Annotated in this window: 17 protein-coding genes, 1 tRNA gene and 1 pseudogene; 7 read left to right on the top strand and 12 right to left on the bottom strand. The window is 71.1% G+C overall.

All coding sequences use genetic code 11. From position 1 onward, the window contains the following. Positions 1-2: 2 nt before the first annotated feature. Entirely contained in the window at positions 3-1,418 is a 1,416-nt protein-coding gene (locus ACWD4G_RS03225) for an FAD-binding oxidoreductase (RefSeq protein WP_451290436.1), read from the bottom strand. A gap of 91 nt (positions 1,419-1,509) precedes the next feature. Here ACWD4G_RS03225 and ACWD4G_RS03220 point away from each other — a divergent pair, with 91 nt between their 5' ends. Further along, complete coding sequence (locus tag ACWD4G_RS03220) at positions 1,510-2,994, top strand: tetratricopeptide repeat protein (RefSeq protein WP_451290435.1); 1,485 nt, start codon at positions 1,510-1,512, stop codon at positions 2,992-2,994. A gap of 206 nt (positions 2,995-3,200) precedes the next feature. Here the strand turns inward: ACWD4G_RS03220 and hppD are convergent, their stop codons facing one another. Continuing rightward, complete coding sequence (gene hppD / locus ACWD4G_RS03215) at positions 3,201-4,355, bottom strand: 4-hydroxyphenylpyruvate dioxygenase (RefSeq protein WP_451290433.1); 1,155 nt, start codon at positions 4,353-4,355, stop codon at positions 3,201-3,203. Between the two features lie 122 nt (positions 4,356-4,477). Here hppD and ACWD4G_RS03210 point away from each other — a divergent pair, with 122 nt between their 5' ends. The 5 genes and pseudogenes from ACWD4G_RS03210 to ACWD4G_RS03190 all read left to right on the top strand — a co-directional run bounded on the left by ACWD4G_RS03210 (position 4,478) and on the right by ACWD4G_RS03190 (position 8,451). Then, positions 4,478-4,960 (top strand): Lrp/AsnC family transcriptional regulator, encoded by a 483-nt coding sequence (locus tag ACWD4G_RS03210; RefSeq protein WP_451290432.1) that lies wholly within the window; start codon positions 4,478-4,480, stop codon positions 4,958-4,960. A 111-nt stretch (positions 4,961-5,071) separates the two neighbouring features. Beyond that, positions 5,072-5,719: an ABC transporter permease gene (locus tag ACWD4G_RS03205; RefSeq protein ID WP_451290431.1), complete on the top strand. Its 648-nt coding sequence runs from the start codon at positions 5,072-5,074 to the stop codon at positions 5,717-5,719. After that, positions 5,712-6,467 (top strand): annotated as a pseudogene (locus ACWD4G_RS03200) (ABC transporter ATP-binding protein); the annotation flags it as partial. The gene ACWD4G_RS03205 and the pseudogene ACWD4G_RS03200, both read left to right, overlap by 8 nt. 17 nt (positions 6,468-6,484) lie before the next feature. Next, complete coding sequence (locus ACWD4G_RS03195; RefSeq protein WP_451290430.1) at positions 6,485-7,468, top strand: ABC transporter permease; 984 nt, start codon at positions 6,485-6,487, stop codon at positions 7,466-7,468. Next, positions 7,465-8,451, top strand: coding sequence for a glycine betaine ABC transporter substrate-binding protein (locus tag ACWD4G_RS03190; protein WP_451290429.1), 987 nt, complete (start codon positions 7,465-7,467; stop codon positions 8,449-8,451). The genes ACWD4G_RS03195 and ACWD4G_RS03190 overlap by 4 nt, the downstream gene beginning before the upstream one ends. Before the next feature lie 80 nt (positions 8,452-8,531). Here the strand turns inward: ACWD4G_RS03190 and ACWD4G_RS03185 are convergent, their stop codons facing one another. The 6 genes from ACWD4G_RS03185 to ACWD4G_RS03160 form a co-directional block, all read right to left on the bottom strand. After that, complete coding sequence (locus tag ACWD4G_RS03185) at positions 8,532-9,332, bottom strand: YlbL family protein (RefSeq protein ID WP_451290428.1); 801 nt, start codon at positions 9,330-9,332, stop codon at positions 8,532-8,534. 420 nt (positions 9,333-9,752) lie between these two features. Beyond that, entirely contained in the window at positions 9,753-10,394 is a 642-nt protein-coding gene (locus ACWD4G_RS03180) for an IclR family transcriptional regulator (RefSeq protein ID WP_451290426.1), read from the bottom strand. A gap of 386 nt (positions 10,395-10,780) precedes the next feature. Continuing rightward, complete coding sequence (locus ACWD4G_RS03175; RefSeq protein ID WP_451290425.1) at positions 10,781-12,580, bottom strand: DEAD/DEAH box helicase; 1,800 nt, start codon at positions 12,578-12,580, stop codon at positions 10,781-10,783. A 219-nt stretch (positions 12,581-12,799) separates the two neighbouring features. After that, a complete protein-coding gene (locus ACWD4G_RS03170) occupies positions 12,800-13,186 on the bottom strand; it encodes a type II toxin-antitoxin system death-on-curing family toxin (protein WP_451290424.1) in 387 nt (128 codons plus the stop codon). After that, complete coding sequence (locus tag ACWD4G_RS03165; RefSeq protein WP_451290756.1) at positions 13,187-13,384, bottom strand: Arc family DNA-binding protein; 198 nt, start codon at positions 13,382-13,384, stop codon at positions 13,187-13,189. 49 nt (positions 13,385-13,433) lie between these two features. After that, positions 13,434-14,921, bottom strand: coding sequence for an MFS transporter (locus ACWD4G_RS03160; protein WP_451290423.1), 1,488 nt, complete (start codon positions 14,919-14,921; stop codon positions 13,434-13,436). 209 nt (positions 14,922-15,130) lie between these two features. On the opposite strand from ACWD4G_RS03160, the gene ACWD4G_RS03155 reads away from it, so the two are divergent. Then, positions 15,131-15,202, top strand: a tRNA-Cys gene (locus tag ACWD4G_RS03155). Between the two features lie 30 nt (positions 15,203-15,232). Here ACWD4G_RS03155 and ACWD4G_RS03150 read toward each other — a convergent pair. The 4 genes from ACWD4G_RS03150 to ACWD4G_RS03135 form a co-directional block, all read right to left on the bottom strand. Further along, positions 15,233-15,820, bottom strand: a complete 588-nt coding sequence (locus ACWD4G_RS03150) for an SUKH-4 family immunity protein (protein ID WP_451290421.1) — start codon at positions 15,818-15,820, stop codon at positions 15,233-15,235. A gap of 193 nt (positions 15,821-16,013) precedes the next feature. After that, positions 16,014-18,335 carry a xanthine dehydrogenase family protein molybdopterin-binding subunit gene (locus ACWD4G_RS03145; protein WP_451290419.1) on the bottom strand — a complete coding sequence of 774 codons (2,322 nt, stop codon included), beginning with the start codon at positions 18,333-18,335 and terminating at the stop codon, positions 16,014-16,016. Beyond that, positions 18,332-20,326, bottom strand: coding sequence for a 2Fe-2S iron-sulfur cluster-binding protein (locus ACWD4G_RS03140; RefSeq protein WP_451290418.1), 1,995 nt, complete (start codon positions 20,324-20,326; stop codon positions 18,332-18,334). The genes ACWD4G_RS03145 and ACWD4G_RS03140 overlap by 4 nt, the downstream gene beginning before the upstream one ends. Next, a complete protein-coding gene (locus tag ACWD4G_RS03135) occupies positions 20,323-21,216 on the bottom strand; it encodes an FAD binding domain-containing protein (RefSeq protein WP_451290416.1) in 894 nt (297 codons plus the stop codon). Before ACWD4G_RS03135 ends, ACWD4G_RS03140 begins: the two co-directional genes overlap by 4 nt. Positions 21,217-21,441 lie beyond the last annotated feature (225 nt).

Here is a 21,441-nt window from a genome sequence, read left to right as displayed (position 1 = left end):
CCTCAGAAGAGCTTGCCGGGGTTGAGGATGCCCAGCGGGTCGAAGGCCGCCTTCACCGCCCGCTGCATCTCCATCCCCACCGGGCCGATCTCACGCGCCAGCCACTCCTTCTTCAGGATGCCCACGCCGTGCTCGCCGGTGATCGTGCCGCCGAGTTCCAGGCCGAGGGCCATGATCTCGTCGAAGGACTCCCGGGCGCGCCGGCACTCGTCGGGGTCGGCCGCGTCGAAGCAGACGGTGGGGTGGGTGTTGCCGTCACCGGCGTGGGCGACGACCCCGATGGTGAGCCGCTGCTTCTCGGCGATCCGCTCGATGCCCTCGATGAGGTCGACGAGCCGGGACCGGGGCACGCAGACGTCGTCGATCATCGTCGTGCCCTTGACCGCCTCCAGTGCGGGCAGCGACAACCGCCGTGCCCGCAACAGCAGTTCGGACTCGGCCGGGTCGTCCGCCGGTACGACCTGGGTGGCGCCCGCGGCCTCGCAGAGCGCGCCGACCGCGGCGAGGTCGGCGGTGGGGTCCGGGGTGTCGAAGGCGGCCAGCAGCAGCGCCTCGGTCGTCTCCGGCAGCCCCATGTGGGCGAGGTCGTTGACGGCCTTCACCGTCGTACTGTCCATCAGTTCGAGCAGTGAGGGGACATGCCCTCCCTCCATGATCCGGCACACCGCGTCACAGGCCGCCGCGGCCGACGAGAACTCGGCGGCCAGCACCAACTGCTGCGGCGGCCGCGGCTTGAGCGCCAGGATCGCCCGTACGACGATGCCGAGCGAGCCCTCGGAGCCGACGAAGAGCCGGGTCATGTCGTACCCGGCGACGCCCTTCGCCGTGCGCCGCCCCGTGGACATCAGCCGGCCGTCGGCCAGCACGACGTCCAGCCCGAGGACGTACTCGGCGGTGACCCCGTACTTCACACAGCACAGGCCGCCCGAGGCCGTGCCGATGTTGCCGCCGATGGTGCACATCTCCCAGCTGGAGGGGTCGGGCGGGTAGTAGAGGCCGTGTTCGTTCACCGCGCGGGAGAGCGTGGCGTTGACGACTCCCGGTTCGACGACGGCGATCCGGTCGACGGGGTTGATCTCGATGATCCGGTCCATCTTGACGAGCGACAGCACGATGCAGCCCTCGGAGGCGTTGGCCCCGCCGGACAGTCCCGTACGGGCGCCCTGCGGCACCACCGGAGTGCGTAGCTCGGTGGCGGTCCGCATCACGTGCCGCACCTGTTCGACGGTCCTCGGCAGCACCACCACCGCCGGGGCGCCCGCCTCGCAGAAGCTCGCCATGTCGTTCGCGTACGACGCCGTCACATCCGGGTCGGTCAGCACGGCCTCCGGCGGCAGGCCGCTCAGCAGACGGTCGACGAGTGCGCCGGTGGTCACTGTGCCCGTGGAGCTCGGTGCTTCGCTACGGCTCATGATCACAGGGTCGCATCCACGGCCATCGGTGTGAAGGCCGTCGGCGCGAGCCCCCGGGTACGGGACGTGACCGCCGTGTGGACGCACAGTGAGCGGCATGTCTGAGGAGTCCGAGGAGAACGAGCGGCGGGTCGGCCGGGGAGCGTCGAGGGGGAAGGGGCGGCGTCGGGGCCTGTGGGCCGTGGCCTTCGGGTGTGCCGTGGTCGGGGGTGTGGTGCTCGGGGGTGCGGTGAGGGTGGTACCGCCGGACGGGGGAGGCGGTGACGGCGGGCGGGGTGCCGGGGCGGTGGAGCCAGCGGTTACGGGTGGTGCTGCGGGGGCTGTGGGTGCGGTGGGGGCGGTGGGAGCGCCGGGGCCTCAGGGGCGTGCCGCGGAAGCGGTGCGGGCGAGGGTGGTGCGGGCGGGGGTTCCGATGGCGGCGTCGGACCTCTCGGCGGTCATTCGTGAGCGCGAGGGGCGGGTGCGGGCGCGGCCCCGGGATCACGGGTCGTGGGCGGTGCTCGGTACGGCGTATGTCGAACGGGCGCGGCGGGCCGGTGCCGTGACCGACTATCCGAAGGCCGCGCGGGCGCTGCGCAGATCGCTGACGCTCCGGCCGCACGAGAACGCGGCGGCCGTCGACGGCATGGCCGCGCTGGCCACCGCCCGCCGGGACTTCGCCACGGCCCGCGACTGGGCCGAGCGGGCGGTGCGGGACTCCCCCGGGCGCTGGACCTCGTACGTCCTGCTCATCGACGCGTACGACGGGCTCGGCCGCTACCGGGACGCCCGCGAGATCTTGGGGGAACTGCTGGAGCTGGAGGTGGCGCCGGGGGCCGCCGCCGCGGTGCGGGCGCGGGCCGCGTCGGTGTACTGGGACGAGGGGCGCCGGGAGGACGCGGCCTCGGCGATCACCGACGCCGCGATCTCGGCGGAGACGCCCGCCGAGGAGGCCGCGTGGTGGGTCAGGGCCGGGGAGTTGGCGTGGGAGCGCGGGGAGGCCGAGGCGTCACTGCGCTACTGCGGGACCGCCGGACGGCTGATCCCCGGGGGTGACGCGGAGGCGGAGGCCTGCCGGGGGCGGGCGCTCGCGGCGCTGGGCCGCGCGCCTGAGGGCGTACGGGCGTACCGGGCGTCGCTCGCGCTGCGCCCGTCACCCCAAGTCGCGCTGCGGCTGGGCGAGTTGTACGAGGCGCTGGGGCGGGAGGAGGCGGCGCGGAAGCAGTACGGGGTGGTACGGGCCCTGGTGCGCGCGTCGGCCGCCGCCGGGGTGAACGACTCGCTCGTCCTCGGGGCGTTGGAGGCGGACCACGGTGATCCGGAGGTCGCGGTGCGGGTGCTTCGCGAGGAGTGGCGGCGACAGCCCGGGCTGGGGGTGGCCGATGCGCTGGGGTGGGCGCTGCATCGGGCCGGTGAGGACGAGGAGGCGTTGCGCTATGCCCTCCGGGCGACGGACCGGGGGCGGGGTGGGGAGGTGCGCAGTGCGGTGCGTATGCACCGCCGGGGGGAGATCGAGCAGGCGCTCGGGCTTTCGGCTTCGGCGCGGAGGCATTTGGAGGAGGCGGGGAGGATCAATCCGTATGTGGGGAGGGGCGCCTCATAGCTCGGGGGTACGGGTAGGACGGCGACTGCGGGCCGTAGGTGGCTGGTCGCGCAGTTCCCCGCGCCCCTGAAAGACATGGCCCTGCGGGCCTGTCTTTCGAACAGGGGCGAAGCCCCCTGTTCAGGGGCGCGGGGAACTGCGCGAGCAACCACACACCACCCGCAGTCGCCATCTCACCCATACCCCCGAGCTGTTAGGCGCCCCCGCTAAAGATTCCCCCGCCTCTCCTGCTCCCTCTCGATCGCCTCGAACAGCGCCTTGAAGTTGCCCTTTCCGAAGCCCATGGAGCCATGCCGTTCGATGATCTCGAAGAAGACCGTCGGACGGTCCTGAACCGGCTTGGTGAAGATCTGCAACAGATACCCGTCCTCGTCGCGATCGGCGAGGATCTTCAGCTCGCGCAGGGTCTCGACGGGAACCCGGGTGTCGCCGACCCACTCCCCCAGGGTGTCGTAGTACGAGTCGGGCGTGTCCAGGAACTGGACCCCCGCCGCCCGCATCGTGCGTACGGTCCGCACGATGTCGTTGGTGTTCAGCGCGATGTGCTGGACGCCGGCCCCGCCGTAGAACTCCAGATACTCGTCGATCTGGGACTTCTTCTTGGCGATAGCGGGCTCGTTGATCGGGAACTTGACCTTGAGGGTGCCGTCCGCGACGACCTTCGACATCAGGGCGCTGTACTCGGTGGCGATGTCGTCGCCGACGAACTCCTTCATGTTCGTGAAGCCCATGACGCGGTGGTAGAAGTCGACCCAGTCGTTCATCCGGCCGAGTTCGACGTTGCCGACGCAGTGGTCGATGGCCTGGAAGGTGCGCTGGGCGGGCGGTTCGACGAGGGGGTCGGCGGCGGCGTAGCCGGGGAGGTACAAGCCGTCGTAGGCGCCGCGTTCGACGAGGGTGTGGCGGGTGGTGCCGTAGGTGGCGATCGACGCCAGGACGACCGTGCCGTGCTCGTCCTCGACCTCGTACGGCTCGGCGACCGAGCGGGCGCCGTGTTCGACGGCGTAGGCGTACGCCCGGCGCGCGTCCGGGACCTCGATGGCGAGGTCGACGACGCCGTCCCCGTGCTCGGCGACATGCTCGGCGAGGAAGTGGCCCCAGGGGGTGGCCGCCTTCACCACCGAGGTGAGGACGAACCGGGCCGAGCCGTTCTCCAGGACATAGCTCGCCGTCTCACGGCTGCCGGTCTCGGGCCCGGCATAGGCCACGAGCCGCATACCGAAGGCGGTCGAGTAGTAGTGGGCGGCCTGTTTGGCGTTGCCCACGGCGAAGACGACAGCGTCCATTCCCTTGACCGGGAAGGGGTCTGCCTGCCGTGCGGTGTCGGGGACATGGTGGGTGTGCGCGGAGGTGGCTGCCATAGTCGCAGAGTCCTCCCGCCTCACAAGGTGCGCAACACTTCGCTTTCTTGCTGCACAATGTGCTCAACCGTGCGGGGGTTCGGGCGGGTTTTCTGTGCAGGGTGACCAACCGGGGAGGTCTCATGGCGATCGATCATCTGGATGGTCGGTTGATCGTGCTGTTGGCGCGGGAGCCGCGTATCGGGGTGCTGGAGATGTCGCGGCGGCTCGGGGTCGCGCGCGGCACGGTCCAGGCGCGGCTGGACCGGCTTCAGTCGAATGGAGTGATCCGGGGATTCGGGCCCCAGGTCGATCCGGCCGCCCTCGGCTATCCGGTGACGGCGTTCGCGACGCTGCAGATCCGACAGGGTCAAGGGGCGCGTGTACGGGCGCACTTGGCGACCGTGCCGGAGGTGCTGGAGCTGCATACGACGACCGGCAGTGGAGACATGCTGTGCCGTCTGGTGGCCCGTTCGAACGCCGATCTTCAACGGGTGATCGACCTGGTTGTCGGTTTCGATGGGATCGTCCGGGCCTCCACCGCGATCGTCATGGAGAACCCCGTTCCGCTGCGGATCATCCCGCTGGTGGAACAGGCGGCGGAGGACCGGGAGACGACGACGTAGCCGAGTGAGCCGATCGGGTCGAGCGGGCCGATCGGGTCGATCGGGTCGATCGGGTCGTGCCGGTCGGTCGCCTGCGGGAGCGCGTGACGGTGACGTGGCGGTGAGGTGGCGGTGAGTTTCTGGGAGTACCTGTGCAGTTACCACGAGCGCCTGCTGTTCGACGCGTATCAGCATGCGAGCGCCGTGTTCCAGTGCATGGTCCTGGCGACCGTCTTCGGTGTGCTCATCGGTGTCGTCACCTATCGCAGCGCATGGGCCGCCGGCCTCGCCACGGTCACCACCTCCGCCGTCCTGACCGTCCCCTCCCTCGCCCTGATCGGCCTGCTGATCCCGGTGGTGGGGCTGGGCGTGGCCCCGACCGTCATCGCCCTGACGCTGTACGGGCTGCTGCCGGTGGTCCGGAACGCGATCGTGGGCCTGCGCGGGGTCGACCCGGCGCTGGTGGACGCGGCGAAGGGCATCGGCATGTCCCGGACGGCACGGCTGACACGCGTCGAACTGCCGCTCGCCTGGCCGGCCGTTCTCACGGGCATCCGGGTCTCCACCCAGATGCTGATGGGCATCGCCGCCATCGCCGCGTATGCCTCCGGCCCCGGTCTCGGCAACGAGATCTTCCGCGGCATCGCCTCCCTGGGCAGCGCCAACGCCCTCAACCAGGTCCTCGCCGGCACCCTCGGCATCATCGCCCTGGCCCTGCTCTTCGACGCGGCCTATGTACTGGTCGGGCGGTTGACGATTACGAGGGGGATTCGTGGTTGACAACCGTACGACCGGCGCAACCATTGAGCTGATCAATCTCACCAAGCGCTATCAAGGCAGCCGTCAACCCTCCGTCAATGGCGTCAATATGCGGATCAACGCGGGCGAGACGGTGGTGCTCGTCGGCCCCTCGGGGTGCGGCAAGTCGACAACGCTCAAGATGATCAACAGGTTGATCGAGCCGTCCAGTGGTTCCATCCGGATCAATGATGAGGACGTGACCGACATTGATCCGGTCAAGCTACGACGCAAGATCGGCTATGCGATCCAGTCGTCGGGCCTCTTCCCCCATATGACCGTCGCCCAGAACATCGCCCTGGTCCCGAAGATGGTCGGCTGGCCGGCGTCGCGGGTCAGGGCGCGGGTGACGGAGATGCTGCATCTGGTGGGCCTCGACCCCGGCGACTTCCACGACCGCTACCCCCGCCGGCTCTCCGGCGGCCAGCAACAACGCGTGGGCGTGGCCCGGGCCCTGGCCGCCGATCCTCCCGTCCTCCTGATGGACGAACCCTTCGGCGCCGTGGACCCCCTCACCCGCGACCGCCTCCAGGACGAGCTGCTCCACCTCCAACGCGAACTCCGCAAGACGATCGTCTTCGTCACCCACGACGTCGACGAGGCCCTCAAACTGGCCGACCGCATCGCGATCCTCGGCGAACGGTCACGCATCGCCCAGTTCGATACTCCCGAGGCAATCCTCACCAGCCCGGCGGACGATTTCGTATCGGGTTTCGTGGGAGGCCGGGCGAAGCGGGGGTCAAGCGGATGACGGCCCCGGAGGCGCCCAGCAGCCGTCGTAGCTGCGGACAGTCATGCCACTGCGGCAGCTGCCCACCCAGTAGTCGTCATAGCTGCGGGCAATCGTGCCGCTGGGGCGGCGCCCATCCCAAAGAGGGGGGCGCCCATCCCAAAGAGAGCGGCACCCGGCAAGCGCCGGCAAGCGAAACCCCGCCCCGCCCAGCCCCGGCACCGGACCACGCACCCACCCCGCCCCGCCTGGCGGTTGGCCCTCCCCACCTGACCTGGCAAAAGCTCACCCTCCTGCCCGCCCTCCTCGTACTCGTCCTCCTCTCCACCTGGCTCTGGTTCCGCCAGGCGGATCTCGACCCGATCACCGAGAACGCCCTCTCGAACGACCAGGTCTCCCAAGCCCTCTGGCAACACATCCAACTGACCGCGATCTCGACCTTCTTCGTCCTCCTGACCGCGATCCCCCTCGGCATCCTCCTCACCCGCCACCCCTTCCACAGAGCAACCCCCGCCGCCATGGCGATCGCCAACACCGGCCAGGCCACCCCGGCCATCGGCCTGCTCGCCCTCCTCGTGATCTGGCTCGGCATCGGCCGCACGGCCGCCCTGATCGGCATCGTCATCTACGCCGTCCTACCGGTCCTCTCCAACACGATCACCGGCCTGAAATCGAACGACCCCACCCTCCTGGAAGCCGCCAGGGGCATCGGCATGTCACCGGCCCAGGTCCTCACCCGCGTCGAACTCCCTCTCGCCCTTCCCCTGATCCTCGCGGGCGTCCGCACGGCCCTGGTTTTGAGCGTGGGCACGGCCACCCTCGCCACGTTCGGCGGAGGCGGCGGCCTCGGCGTACTGATCACCACCGGCATCACCACCCACCGCATGCCGGTCCTGGTCCTGGGATCGATCCTCACGGTCACCCTGGCCCTCCTGATCGACTGGCTGGCCTCCCTGGCCGAACTGGCGCTGCGGCCCAGGGGGTTGGAGACGGACCCATGAGCCGTACGCCCCCGCCGCGGGCCGCCGCCGCGCCGGCCCTCTGCTCATTACTCGCCCTGCTCTCGGCCTCCTGCGGCCTCACCAGCGGCTCCCCCATGACCGACGACGTACGGCCCGGCTCCCTCGGGAAGGGCCGGCCACTGGCGGGCGCCGAGCTGACCGTGACCTCCAAGGACTTCACCGAGAACCTGATCCTCGGCGCGATGATGGGCATCGCGTTCCAGGCGGCCGGGGCGGAGGTGGTCGACCGTACCGGCATCCAGGGTTCGTTCGGCGCCCGGGAGGCGGTGCGCAGCGGGGAGGCGGACGCCATGTACGAGTACACGGGCACCGCCTGGATCACCTACCAGGGCAACAGCACCCCCATCGCCGACCCGCGCCGCCAGTGGAAGGCGGTACGCGACGCCGACCTGGGGAACGGTCTGACCTGGCTGCCGCCCGCCGCCCTCAACAACACCTACGCGCTCGCTCTGAACCGCGCGAACTCCGCCAAGTACCGCACGAGGAGCCTCTCCGACGTGGCCGGGCTGGCCGCACGCGATCCCCGGGCGGTCACGTTGTGCGTGGAGAGCGAGTTCGCCAACCGCGCGGACGGGCTGCCGGGCCTGCAGCGGGCGTACGGCATGCGCCTTCCCGCCGCCAACATCACTCAGATGGACACCGGGATCATCTACACGCAGGCGGCGAAGGGGAGTTGCCTGTACGGGGAGGTGTACACCACGGATGGGCGGATCGCCTCGATGCGGCTGGCCGTGATGGCCGACGACCGCGGCTTCTTCCCCAACTACAACGCGGCCCCCGAGATCAACTCAGCCACCCTGAAGCGCTGGCCCGAGATCGCCGACATCCTGGCCCCCCTCACCAGCAGGCTCGACAACGACGTGGCCCGCGCGCTGAACGCCAAGGTGGACGTCGACGGCGAGGACCCGCACCAGGTGGCGTTGGAGTGGATGGTGGCGGAGGGGTTCGTACGGGAGGGGTGAGTGGGGCGAGGGGTGAGTGGGGCGAGGGGTGAGTGGGGCTGCGGGCGCAGGGGACGTGGTGCGGGCACCGTTCCTCGTGCTCAGCAGGCCGGGACCTCGCCCTTGCCGGATTCCAGGGCGACCAGCGCGTTCACGGCGCCGTCGAGTGTCTTGACGGGGATGAGCCGGAGCCCCTTCGGCAGTTCGGCCTTGGCGTCGGCGCACTCGGCCTGCGGGACGAGGAAGACGGTGGCGCCGTCGCGGCGGGCGGCCTGGGTCTTGAGGGGCACACCGCCGACGGCACCGACGTTGCCGGAGGCGTCGATGGTCCCCGTACCGGCGATGACCCGACCGCCGGTGAGATCGCCGCCGCTGCCGTCGCCGTCGAGTTTGTCGATGATGCCGAGGGAGAAGAGCAGACCGGCGCTGGGGCCGCCGACGTCGGCGAGGCGCAGGGTGACCTCGATGTCGCCGGAGTCCTCACCGAGGTGGGCGAGGGCCGCCTCGGTCGCCGTGTCCTGGGACTTCTTCATCTCGGCCTGGTTGTACTCCTGGATCTCCTCGACGGTCTCGCCGCTCGGATAGACCGCGTCCCGGGGCATGACGGCCTCGTCGGTATCCAGCCACGCGTCGATCACGTCCCCGAGCCCGACACTGGCCTCCGGCCCGGTCGCCTCGATGGTCGTCATCCGCAACTGCCCACTCGTCCTCCGGGTCTCGGCCCCGGAGACGGTGATCACCGGCTCCCCCTTGTTCTCCCCGAGCACATTCGCCGTCATCCCCGGCCGCGCCACAGTAAACGGCAACGGCGCGAACACGGCCGTGGCCAGCAGCCCCACGACGGGCAGGGCGCAGATACCTACAGCGATGGGCCGCGAAAAACGGTCGAGACGAGAGAGCACGGAATCAATCTACGTGAGCACGACTTCCGGCCGGGGGCCGGTACTCGCACCCCCAGCCGTCGTAGCTGCCGCCGCCACCCCAGCCGCCACAGCTGCGGGCGCCACCCCAGCCGTCATAGCTGCGGGCAATCGTGCCGCTGGGGCGGCACCCATCCCACAGAGAGCGGCACCCTGTCAGCGCCGGCAAGCGAAACCCACCCCCGCCCAGCCCCGGCGCCGGGTGCCTAATAGCTCGGGGGCACAGGGTGATATCGCGGCTGCCGGTACATCGTGGCTGGTCGCGCCCACGCGGCGGAGCCGCAAATCGACACAGCCCCGCGCCCCTTTTAAAGCTGAGCCCCGGCTGCCAAAGCCGCCCCCTGGTACTCAGCCCCAACCCCAGGCGCCCCACTCCAACGAAGGGCACCCAACCCCCACCGCTCACCGCAACGCATCAGCCACCTCCCGAGCCGCATCCATCACCCGAGGCCCCACCCGCTCCGGTATCGCCTCGGCCAACATCACCACCCCCACACTCCCCTCGACCCCGCTCACCCCGAGCAGAGGAGCCGCGGCCCCACTGGCCCCCGCCTCCAGCTCCCCATGCGTGAGCGTGTACCCGGGCCCGTCCGCAGGCTGCTGCCGAGCCGCCAGGATCGCCCTCCCCGCGGCCCCCCGATCCAGCGAATGCCGAAACCCGGCCCGATAGGCGACGTGATAATCCGTCCACGTCGGCTCGACGACGGCGACGGCGAGCGCCTCGCTGCCATCGACCAGCGTCAGATGAGCGGTCGCCCCGATGTCCTCGGCCAACGCCCGCAACGCGGGCAGCGCGGCCTCCCGCACCAGCGGATGCACCTGCCGCCCCAGCCGCAGCACACCGAGCCCCACCCGGGCACGTCCGCCCAGGTCACGACGTACAAGAGAGTGCTGTTCCAGGGTGGCGAGCAAACGGTACACAACGGTCCGGTTGACCCCGAGCCTGTTGGACAGCTCGGTGACGGTCAGCCCGTGGTCGGTGTCGGCGAGGAGTTTGAGGACACGTAGTCCCCGATCAAGGGTTTGAGAGGTCTCCGCGGTCACGACGCCCACTCCTTCGTGGTGAGGCGGCGGCCCCAGTCGCGAGGGATGCGTCACCGGTCCCGTCGGCGACGCGCTACAGAGGCCGCCGATCGGCTGGACCCGGGTTGATCCGGGCGGAGTCGCTTCACGGCTGCGCTCCGCGGCGGCGCTGCCACGGGGCGTATGCGTAGCGGGACAGTAGACGAGCGGGTTCGCTGAGCGGAAGACTCCGTCCAGAATCCGGTCAAGCGCCGGTATGGACTACTTCCTTATGTCACGAAATGTAAGGGCGCCCCTCACCCGGCGCACACACCCCCACACCGAGCGCACCCGCAAACCCACACGCCCCACAGCCCCACAGCCCCCATCACCGCGTACCCGGCAGCGGATGCCCGGCGGCGCGGTGGTCACTTCATCCGCGTGGCCCACTCCTGCACCTTGGCGATCCGCTGCCGCAACTGCCCGGCCGTGGCCTCGGCACTCGGCGGCCCACCGCACACCCGCCGCACCTCGGTGTGGATCACACCGTGCGGCTTACCGCTCTGATGCGAGTACGCCCCCACCATGCCGTTGAGCTGTTTCCGCAGCTCAAGCAGCTCCTTGTGGGTGACGACGGGCCGCCGCTCGGCCGGGAGTTCGACCAGATCGGCCTCGGCGTCCGGCTTCTTCCGGCTGTGCGCGATCTGCCGGGCCTGCCGCTTCTGCAGCAGCAACTGCACCTGGTCCGGCTCCAGCAGCCCGGGAATGCCGAGGTAGTCCTGCTCCTCCTCGCTCCCGGGGTGGGCCTGCATCCCGAACTCGGCGCCGTTGTACATGACCCGGTCGAACACGGCGTCGGACTCCAGCGCCTCGAAGGGCAGCATGTCCTGGTCGCCGGTGTCCTCGTCCTGCTGCCGCTCGGCCTCCGCGAGGAGCTTGTCCTCCTCGGCGTACGGGTCCTCCTCGCCGCCCTTCTTCGGCTTGTCGAGGACGTGGTCCCGCTCGCGCTCCATCTCGCCCGCGAACCCGAGCAGATCGGGCACCGTCGGCAGGAACACGGACGCGGTCTCGCCCCGGCGCCTCGACCGTACGAACCGCCCGACGGCCTGCGCGAAGAACAGCGGCGTGGAGATGGTCGTGGCGTACACCCCGACCGCGAGCCGGGGCACGTCGACGCCCTCGGACACCATCCGCACCGCGACCATCCACCGATCGGTGCTGCCGCTGAACTCGTCGATCCGGTCCGACGCACCCGAATCATCGGACAGTACGAGCGTCGCACTCGTCCCCGTGATCTCCCGGATCAGCTTGGCGTAGGCGCGCGCCGAGTCCTGGTCGGAGGCGATGACGAGCGCACCGGCGTCCGGGATCGCCTTCCTGACCTCGGTGAGCCGATGGTCGGCGGCGCGCAGCACACTCGGCATCCACTCACCGCGCGGATCGAGCGCGGTACGCCATGCCTGGCTGATCGCGTCCTTGGTCATGGGCTCGCCGAGCCGGGCCTCGATCTCGTCGCCGGCCTTGGTCCGCCACCGCATGTTGCCGCTGTAGGAGAGGAAGATGACGGGCCGCACGACATGGTCGGCGAGCGCGTTCCCGTAGCCGTAGGTGTAGTCGGCGGACGACCGCCGAATCCCGTCCGCCCCCTCCTCGTACGCCACGAAGGGGATGGGGTTGGTGTCGGACCGGAACGGCGTACCGGTGAGCGCGAGCCGCCGGGTCGCCGGCTCGAAGGCCTCAAGACACGCCTCACCCCAGGACTTGCTGTCACCGGCGTGATGGATCTCGTCGAGGATGACGAGGGTCTTGCGCTGCTCGCTGCGATTGCGGTGCAGCATCGGCCGCACACCGACGCCGGCGTAGGTGACGGCGACCCCGTCGTACTCCCTGCCGAGCGGGCCCGCGCTGTACTCGGGATCGAGCTTGATCCCTATCCGCGCCGCCGCCTCCGCCCACTGCTTCTTCAGATGCTCGGTCGGCGCCACGACGGTGACCTGCTGCACGACATGGTGGTGCAGCAGCCAGGACGCGAGCGTCAGCGCGAAGGTCGTCTTCCCGGCTCCGGGTGTCGCGACCGCGAGAAAGTCCCGCGGCTGCTCCTGGATGTACTTCTCCATCGCCCCCTGCTGCCAGGCACGCAGCTTGCCGGCCGTACCCCAGGGGGCACGACCGGGAAAGGCGGGTGAGAGGTGGTGGCTCGTGGAAGAGGATGCGGCGGTGGTAGTCACGATCTCCGGGTTTTGCGGGTCGAATCGAAGGGGCCGCGCGAAGCGCGTCAGTTAGGGCGGTGGTGGGAGACGGGTGGGCGGCTCGGGGCGAGGCAGCGGGGCGCCCTCACCAAACCGACTCGGACACCCCGGCTACGTATGACAACCGGGCCACCCTACCGGCGGCCCGGGCCCGTCAATACGCGAACTACGCCGGGGCACCGGCGGATGGGACTCAGCTCACATCGCCTCGTGCAACGTCCTCAAGCGCCCAGCGATCAGGGTCACATCCTCAAGGCTGTCGCTCGCCACCTCGATGACGAGCTTGTACGCCTCGTCCTGATCGATGTCGAGCATCTCGGTGCCGTTGACATCGAGAAACACAACCGTGCACATCCAGGCCATGCGCTTGTTGCCGTCCACCAAGGGGTGGTTCACAGCAAGCGACTGAAGCAGCGCGGCAGCCTTCTCGAAGAGGTCCGTGTACGCCTCCACTCCGAACATCTGCGACTGGGGGCGGTGAACGGCCGAGCTGAGCAGACCCAGGTCCCGCACCGCGACCTGGGTCTGCTCCCCGCACGCCAACTCCGCCAGGTCCAGGACTTCCTGGACCGTGAGGTACTTCATCTACTCCCCCAGCCGCTTCAGCAGGTCGGCGTGACCCGCCGCGTACTTGGCCCCCAGTCGGCGAATCGTGGCCCGGTCGGCCTCCTGCTCCAGATACCGATCGATCGCCTGAAGCACTATGGCGTGCATACTGCGCCCCTCCTCCTCGGCACGCAGCTTGAGCGCTTCCTGCTGGTCGTCGCGCAGACGAAGGTTCATAGCCATACCACGACGGTACCACTCAAGGGACCACATTGGTACCAATTGCCTATACGGCCCGCAACCGCCTGGTCACCCAAGCCCCCACCAACGCCACCCCCGCCATCGGCAGGAATACGACAACGAAGGCGCCCGGATGCGAAGCCGTCTCGGCGGCGGCGGTGGTGGCCGCGTGCCCCACCGCACCGCCCCCCAGGGCGGCGAACGCCGCACCGCTCGCCGCCAGCAGCAACGCGTTGGAGAGCCCGTCGGACATCTGGAGGGCGGCGGAGTTGGTACCGGCCTCCTCGGGGGCGGAGAGCTTGAGCAGCAGCACGCTGGTCGAGGAGATGACCAGCCCCATCCCGAAGCAGCCGAACGACCACACCACCGCCACGGTCCACACCGGAACGCTCTCGATCAGCACGCTCGGCACCACCACGATCGCCGCCGCGACCAGCAGCATCCCGAACGTCATCAGCCGCTCCCGATACGGCTCCAGCCGCGCCCGCGACTGCATCCACGACCCCAACGCCCACGTCCCCCCACTCGCCGCCAGCGACATCCCTGCCTGCGTCGGCGTGAGCCCCCGCTCGGTGACCAGCATCAACGGCACGAACGCCTCGGCCCCGATGAACGCCCCCGCCGCCAGCCCCCGCAACAACACCACGGACGGCAGCCCCCGCGCCGCCCGATACGTCCCCTTCGGCAGCAGCCCCCGCACGGCCGGCACCAGCAACCCCACGCCCACCGCCGCCGGCACCAGCGACCACCACCGCGACTCCTGAGCGGCGTACTGCAACAGCCCGGCCCCGGCCGAGATCCCGAAGGCGAGCCGGATACGACGCCGGTCGAAGGCACCGGCATCCGCACCGACATCCGCCCCGGCGTCACCCTCCCCTCCCCCCACCGGACCCGACGCCCGCCGCCGTATCTGCGGCAGCGCCAGCACCAGCGGGAGGACGACCAGCGCCGGGATGCCCACGAACACCCAGCGCCAGCCGAGGTGTTCCGTTACGGCACCGGCGGCGAGCGGGCCGATCACGGTCGGCAGTATCCAACTCGCCGCGAACGCCGCCATGATCGCCGGACGCAGCCGCTCCGGATAGGCCCGCCCGACCACCACATAGAGCGCGACGATCACCAGTCCACCGCCGAGCCCCTGCACGGCCCGCCCGAGCACGAACAGCCACATCGCCCCGGCGGTCCCGGCCAGCACCAGCCCGGCCCCGAACGCCGCGATCCCCGTCGTCAACGACCCCAAGGGCCCCCGCAGGTCGGACCACTGCCCGGCCAGCACCATCCCGAACAGACTCGTCGTGAAGTACGCCGAGAACGCGAACCCGTACGCCGAGATGCCGTTCAACTCCCGCGCCGCCACCGGCATGGCGGTCCCGACGGCCGACGCCTCGAAGGCGATCAGCAACACGACGGAGACGATGCCGACGCTGAGCGCCCGATACGACCGCCCCAGCACCCCCTCCTCGCTCTCGGCGACGCCAACGGACAGATCGGTCTCATGCGCGACACCAGCGCCACGCGGTCTCGGAACGGCCATGCCCACCACGGTAAGGGGCACCCCTGACGTTGACCCCTGTCCCAAGTCCCCCACCACCTAAGACCTTGGTCGTACGACCGCCCGCAGCGACGTTTTATGAACGGCACATGGCAGTCCCATTGCACCCCGCCCCCACCCCTTGAGCCCTCACCCGAGCCCGGCCTACGGTCTACACATCAAGTCCGGAGCACCCCAAACGCTCCCAACCCGGCCGTGTGCCCGAGTGGTTTAGGGACTCGCCTGCAAAGCGAGTTACGTGGGTTCGATTCCCGCCACGGCCTCTGTGTTCCAGCCCGCTTACCGGCCGGCCACTACCAAGTGGTCGGCCACTCGGCGTTCCCGAAGCACGCGCCGTTCTCCCTGCTCTCCCTGTGCAGCAGCCACAGCGAGAACGCCAGCGTCGAGATGTCCGTGTGGAGGGAGCACAGGGTGGATTCCCGCTCGCTCCAGTTGAGGATCTCGCCCGTCGTGCCGTCGACCACGACGCTGTTGCCCTCGACGAAGTGGCCGAGGCGTATCAAGTGGGTGGCCCGGGAGGGGAGTTGGACGGGGGTCGGCTCATCGGCACACTCGCCCGCGCGGTACTCGGGGTGCTCGCCCGCGTAGTACTCCGCGAGGGTCGGCAGGGGGATGTCCGTGTCGAGGTGGAACACGGCGTGCTCCTCCGGCAGGCCCATGTCGCGCAGGAAGCGGCGGGTCGGCTCGTGCGTCAGCGTGGCCGGGAAGTCGAAGTCCTCGTAGCGCCACACCCTGCTCTCGCCGAACTCCTCGTCCAGCAGCCGGGCGGGCAGATCCAGCGTCAGCCCCGACCTCGTGACCGGCCCCCCGGTCAACTCGGCCAGATCCATCAGGTCGTTCAGGTCCGTCAGGCCCATGGTCCCCATCGTCGTCGTGCTCATGGCTCCCCCAAGCTCCCCGGCACATGGCTCACAGCGTGCGTCCCCCAGCGGGCAACACCTCACCGCCCAGCGGTCGTTCCCACTGCCAAGAACCATACGCGGCCCCACTGACAACGTCCGGATGATGTGAGAACACCCATGTCAGAGGCCATGTGGGGGTGCGGGAGTCGCAGGAGTGACCTTGCGCCCGCCGTCACGCCGTCACGACCGCCGCCTGCGGGCGGATCGGGAGGCGGTTCACCGGGCGGCCCGTCGCGGCGCGTACCGCCGACGCGATGGCCGCCGGGGACGTGACCACCGGCACCGCGCTCGCGGCCTTCGCGCCGAACGGTGCCACCACGTCCCGTTCCTCGACCAGCTTGACGATGCGGATGTCGGGGGCGTCGAGGGCGGTGGGGAGGGCGTAGCCGGTGAGGTCGGGGTGGCGTACCAGGCCCCGGGGGGTGCGCAGGTTCTCCGTCAGCGCGATGCCGACGCCCTGGGTGACGCCCGCCTCGATGCGCGCGGCGAGCTGCGCCGGGTTCAGGACCCGGCCCACGTCCTGGGCGATCGCCAGCTCCACGACCCGTACCGAGCCGAGTTCGATGTCGACGTCCACCACGGCTCGGATCGCGCAGAAGGCCATGCCCACGAACGCGTCGCCCTGGCCCGCGCCGTCCAGCGGCTCGGTCGGGTGCGGGCGGCACTGGGCGGTGGCCCACAGCTCCTTGCCGTCCATCGCCTCCGCGACCGTGGTCGACAGGACACCGTCGTACGACGTGATCTTGCCGTCGGTGATCTGCAACAGCTCCGTGGACATACCGAATTTGTGCGCCAGGGGCTGCAAGAGCTGCGTGCGGACCATTTTCGCCGCTCGCTCCACCGCTCCGCCGGAGACCCAGGTGTGGCGGCCCCGGCAGCCCGCGCCCGCGGGGGGCTGGTCGGTGTCGACCTGGGCGATGTGGACCTCTTCGATGCCGAGGGTCTCCTGGACGATCTGCCGGGCGAGGGTGGAGAAGCCCTGGCCGGTGTCGACGGCGGCGCACAGGACGGTGGCGATGCCGTCGTGGACCTTGACGGTGGCCGTGGAGACCTCGTCCGCGCCCTCGGCGCCGAGCATGTGGACCATGCCGAGGCCGTAGCCGACGCCCCGGCGGACCGCGCCCGGTTCGCCCGCGCCCTCGGGGCCGCCGGGCAGCAGCCACTCGTCCTCGGGGGTGTCCTTGGGGAGGGCGGGGAGCGGGAACTCCTGGACGGCCTGGAGGAGTTCGGCGACGGGGGCCGGGCAGGTCACGGACTGGCCGGTCGGCAGCACATCACCCGTGGACATCACATTGCGCATCCGCAGTTCGGCCGGGTCGAGACCCAGCTTCTTGGCGAGCTTGTCCATCTGGGCCTCGTACGCGGCGCAGACCTGCATGGCGCCCTCGCCGCGCACATGGCCGGAGGGCGGGTTGTTGGTGCGTACGGCCCAGCCCTCGATGAAGGCGTTGGGGACGATGTACGGGCCACAGGCGAACGACACGGCCGCCGCCAGGGCCTCGGAGGAGGTGTCGGCGTAGGCGCCCGCGTCGAGCAGGATCTGCGCCTCGACCTTGACGAGCTTGCCCTCGGCGTCCGCGTGGTGGCGGTAGCGCAGCAGGGTGGGGTGCCGGTGGGCGTGGCCGAGGAAGGACTCCTCGCGCGTGGCGGTCAGTTTGACCGGGCAGCCGGTCTTCAGGGCGAGCAGGCCGAGCGGGAGTTGGAAGCCCTGGTCCTCGCGGTCGGCAGTGGCTCCGGGGACCCCGGTGACGACGATCTTGACGCGGTCGGGTGCCAGGCCGTAGACGGCGGCGGCGGTGTCGCGGTCGGTGTGCGGGTCGGTGGAGCCCAGGTACAGCTCGACTCCGCCGTCGGGGCGGGGCACGGCGAGACCGGCCTCGGCTCCGATGGGGGCGGGGTCCTGGCGGCCGATGCGGTACTGGCCCTCGACGACGATCTCGCCGGAGGCGTTCGGGTCGCCGTGGCGCAGCGGGATGTGCCGGATCAGATTGCCGTCGGGGTGCAGCGGCTCGGCCTCGAACGCCTGCTCGGGGTCGATCACCGGGTCGAGTACTTCGTACTCGACGATGACGGCGGCGGCGGCCATCCGCGCGGTGTCCGGGTGGTCGGCGGCGACGGCGGCGATGGGCTCGCCGTGGTGGCGGACGACCTCGGAGGCGAAGACGGGACGGTCGATCTTGCCGCGGCCGTGCAACGGGGTGCCCGGCACGTCCTCATGGGTGATGACGGCCCGTACGCCGGGCATCTCGCGCGCGTGGGTCGTGTCGATCGACACGATGCGCGCGTGGGGGTGCGGTGAGCGCAGGACGGCCGCCCAGAGCAGGCCCTCGGCCCACAGGTCGGCCGCGTACGGGAAGGTGCCCTCGGACTTGGCGCGGGCGTCGGCCGACGGCAGGGACACGCCGAGACCGTGCGCCAGTTGCTCGGGGGCGTTCGCGGTCTCCCCGGTGGTTCCGGGGACCGCGGGCGTCGCCGTGGCGGCTTCGTTGCTCACGCCTGGCCTCCGTCCTGACCGAACGACTGGTCCTGACCGCCGAACGACTGCCCTTGGCCGCCGTAGGTGTCGTCATGACCGACGAACTGCTGCCCCTGACCGCCATAGGTGCCGTCGGGGCCGACGAACTGCCGGCCCTGGCCGCCGTAGCTGTCGTCCGGTGCGACGAACTGCCGGCCCTGGCCGCCATAGGTGCCGTCCGGGTCGGCGAAGGACTGCCCCTGACCGCCATAGGTGTCGCTCTGGTCGACGTACGACTGTCCCTGACCGTCGTATGTGCCGTCCTGGCCGGCGAACGACTGACCCTGACCGCCGTAGGTGTCACCGGGGCCCGTGAACTGCTGCCCCTGGCCGCCGTACGACTGGTCGGCGTTCCCCTCCGGCGGCGCTCCCTGGGAGTCGTACGCCGTCGTGTTGACGCCGCCCTCGCCGGGGCCCGCCTGATGCGGGATACGGGCCTCCTGGGTGTCCTCGCCGGACTCGGTCTCCGTCTCGACGGCGGAGTGCGCCTCGCGTTCGGCGACGACCTCGCGTACGGCCTGGAGGACGCCCCGGTAGCCGGAGCAGCGGCACAGGTTGCCGCACAGCGCCTGGCGGGTCTCCAGTTCGGTGGGCGCGGGGTTGCCCTCCAGGAGGTCGTGCACGGTCATGGCCATGCCGGGCACACAGAAGCCGCACTGCACGGCGCCGCAGCGCGCGAGGGCCCGCTGCACGTCCGAGGGCTGTCCGTCGGCGGCGAGGCCCTCGACGGTGCGCACCTCGCTGCTCGCGGCGGTGACGGCGGGCACCAGGCAGGACGCGACGAGCCGGCCGTCCACCTGGACGTTGCACGCGCCGCACTCGCCCTGGGAGCAGCCGTCCTTGGCGCCCGCGAGGCCGAGCCGTTCGCGCAGCACGTAGAGGAGGGACTCGCCGATCCAGGCGTCGGTGACGGGCCGGTCGGTGCCGTTGACGCTCAGGACATACGAGGCGAGGGGGTGGTCGTCGTGCGGGGGCGGGGTGGGCTCGGCGGAGTCGGGGGCGGCCGGGGCGGTGTCCGCCTCGGGGTCGGCCTCGGCCGCCTCGGTCGCGGGGGGCGCGGTGGCCGCGCCGGACTCGGGCGTGTCGGCGTGGGGTTCGGCGTCCGGCTCCGACTGCTCGCCCGTCTCCCCCGGCTCGGGGGTCTCCGGGGCCGCCTCGGCGACGGGCTCCGCGGGCTCCTGGGCGGCCTCGGGGGCCTGCCCGGCGGTCCCGGGTGCGGGATCGGCGTACGGCTCGTCAGAGGGCGCCTCAGCGGCTTCCGCGACCCCCGTGGTCTCGACGGGCCGCTCGGCGGAGTGCTCGCCGGGGGGCGGCGCCGTCCAGGCCGTGCCGATCTGCGCGGGGGCCGGGGTCGGCGGGGTCTGCTGCGGCTGCGCAGTCGTCGAGGTCGCCCAGGGCGCGGGGGCGCCGCCGGGGAGCGTGGCGGGCGGGGTGCCGCCGCCCCACTGCTCGACAAGAGCCGAAGCGCTGAACTCGCCGGATTCGTCCGGAAGATCACCGCCGGCGACCGGAATCGACCACTCGCCGGTCACGTCGTGACCGGGTGCGGCGGCAGAACCGGCGGACCCAGCAGACCCTGCGGATTCGCTCTCCCGCGCGGTCTGCTCCTCGAACGACCACTGCCCGGTCGCCCCCGGGTTGTACGTGAACCCGTGCTGCGTGGCGGGGCCCTGCTGACCGGCGTTGGGGTCGTGCCACTGGGCGCCCCCGGCGGGCATGGCCCATTCGCCGGTGCCGGACGGGTCGGTTCCGCCGGTGCCGCTCGCGGGGTTGGCCGCTATGGGCGGCGGCACATAGCCCTGGCCGGGCGCGGCGAGCGGGCTGTTGGCGGCCAGCAGCGCGTCGATGCCCCCTTCGGGGAGCTGTACGAAGGTGGTGGCGCCGTCGTCGTAGTCCCCTTGGGGCAGCCGCTCCCAGCCGCCCTGGCCACCCTGCTGCCCGGTGCCGTCTCCGTGCTGGTCGTCGGTCACGACAGTGCCCTCCCCAGTGCTCGTCGGGCCAGCGCGGCGACGGTGCGCCGCAGGTGCAGTACGGCGGGCGGAAGCGGTGGTACGGAGCCGTCGACCTCGGGGGCCGGGTCGGGGATGCAGGCGGCGGCCACGTACTCGCCGAAGGCCTGCAGCGCCTCGGGGACGAGGGTGCGCTCGCCGTCCCAGTCGATCAGCCCGGCGACCCACGCCTCGGCGTCCAGGGGCCGCAGCGGCATCGGCGCTATGGCTCCGACGGCGCACCGCACCCCGCGCCGGGCGGGATCGAGGACGAGGGCGACGGACGCGGCCGCGCGGCCGGGGCCGGTGCGCCCGGTGGCCTTCAGGAAGACCTGCGGGGCGTGCAGCAGCGGCACGCGCACGTACCCGATGAGTTCACCGGGGCGCAGCATCTCCATGTGGGCCAGCAGATGCGAGACGGGCACCTCGCGGCGGGCCCCGCCCGGGCCCACGATGATCAGCGTGGCCTCAAGGGCGGCCAGCACCGGAAGCGCGTCCCCCGTGGGGGCGGCCGTCGCGATGTTGCCGCCCAGGGTGCCCGCGTTGCGGATCTGCGGGGGGCCGGCGGCGCGCGCGGCGGCGGCGAGCGCCGGGATGAGCGCCGCGAAGTCCGGGCGCCCCATGCGCGCGTGCGTCAGCCCGGCCCCCAGGAGGGCGTGTCCGTCCTGGTACTGCCAGCCTCGGATCTCGCTGATCCTGCCGAGCCCGACCAGCGCGGCGGGCCTGAGCTGCCCGGAGTTGACCGCGGCCATGAGGTCCGTGCCACCCGCCACCGGGACCGCCCAGGGCATGGCGGCCAGGGCCGCCACGGCCTCGTCGAGCGAGCCGGGCAGGGTCACGGCCTGCGCCGCCTGCGGTGCGTGCGTGGTCAAACCGGCTGCCCCTTCCCGCTGCCCCACCTGGTCCACCCTGTGGTTGCCGTACGGGCCGTACGGTACGTGCTGACAGGGCGGACGTGGCAACTCTGGCACATTCTCGCGAGGCCCGAACGCAGGGGTCCGCTAGGAGGCATTCGCCCTCCTCACCCGGGGGATGGTCCGTTTTGCCACGGCATCACCAAAGAGCGCGAATTGGCACGCTTCGGCGACCCTTGCGCC

The sequence above is a fragment of the Streptomyces sp. NPDC002643 genome, from assembly GCF_053592555.1.
The sequence above is the reverse complement of the archived record's forward strand: the minus strand, read 5'-3'. Positions and strand labels throughout refer to the sequence as shown.

Coding starts and splice junctions, on each gene's coding strand:
- ACWD4G_RS03220 (WP_451290435.1), top strand. CDS start 1,510: ATGTCTGAGGAGTCCGAGGAGAACGAGCGGCGGGTCGGCCGGGGAGCG.
- hppD (WP_451290433.1), bottom strand. CDS start 4,355: ATGGCAGCCACCTCCGCGCACACCCACCATGTCCCCGACACCGCACGG.
- ACWD4G_RS03210 (WP_451290432.1), top strand. CDS start 4,478: ATGGCGATCGATCATCTGGATGGTCGGTTGATCGTGCTGTTGGCGCGG.
- ACWD4G_RS03195 (WP_451290430.1), top strand. CDS start 6,485: ATGACGGCCCCGGAGGCGCCCAGCAGCCGTCGTAGCTGCGGACAGTCA.
- ACWD4G_RS03190 (WP_451290429.1), top strand. CDS start 7,465: ATGAGCCGTACGCCCCCGCCGCGGGCCGCCGCCGCGCCGGCCCTCTGC.
- ACWD4G_RS03170 (WP_451290424.1), bottom strand. CDS start 13,186: ATGAAGTACCTCACGGTCCAGGAAGTCCTGGACCTGGCGGAGTTGGCG.
- ACWD4G_RS03165 (WP_451290756.1), bottom strand. CDS start 13,384: ATGAACCTTCGTCTGCGCGACGACCAGCAGGAAGCGCTCAAGCTGCGT.
- ACWD4G_RS03160 (WP_451290423.1), bottom strand. CDS start 14,921: ATGGCCGTTCCGAGACCGCGTGGCGCTGGTGTCGCGCATGAGACCGAT.
- ACWD4G_RS03150 (WP_451290421.1), bottom strand. CDS start 15,820: ATGAGCACGACGACGATGGGGACCATGGGCCTGACGGACCTGAACGAC.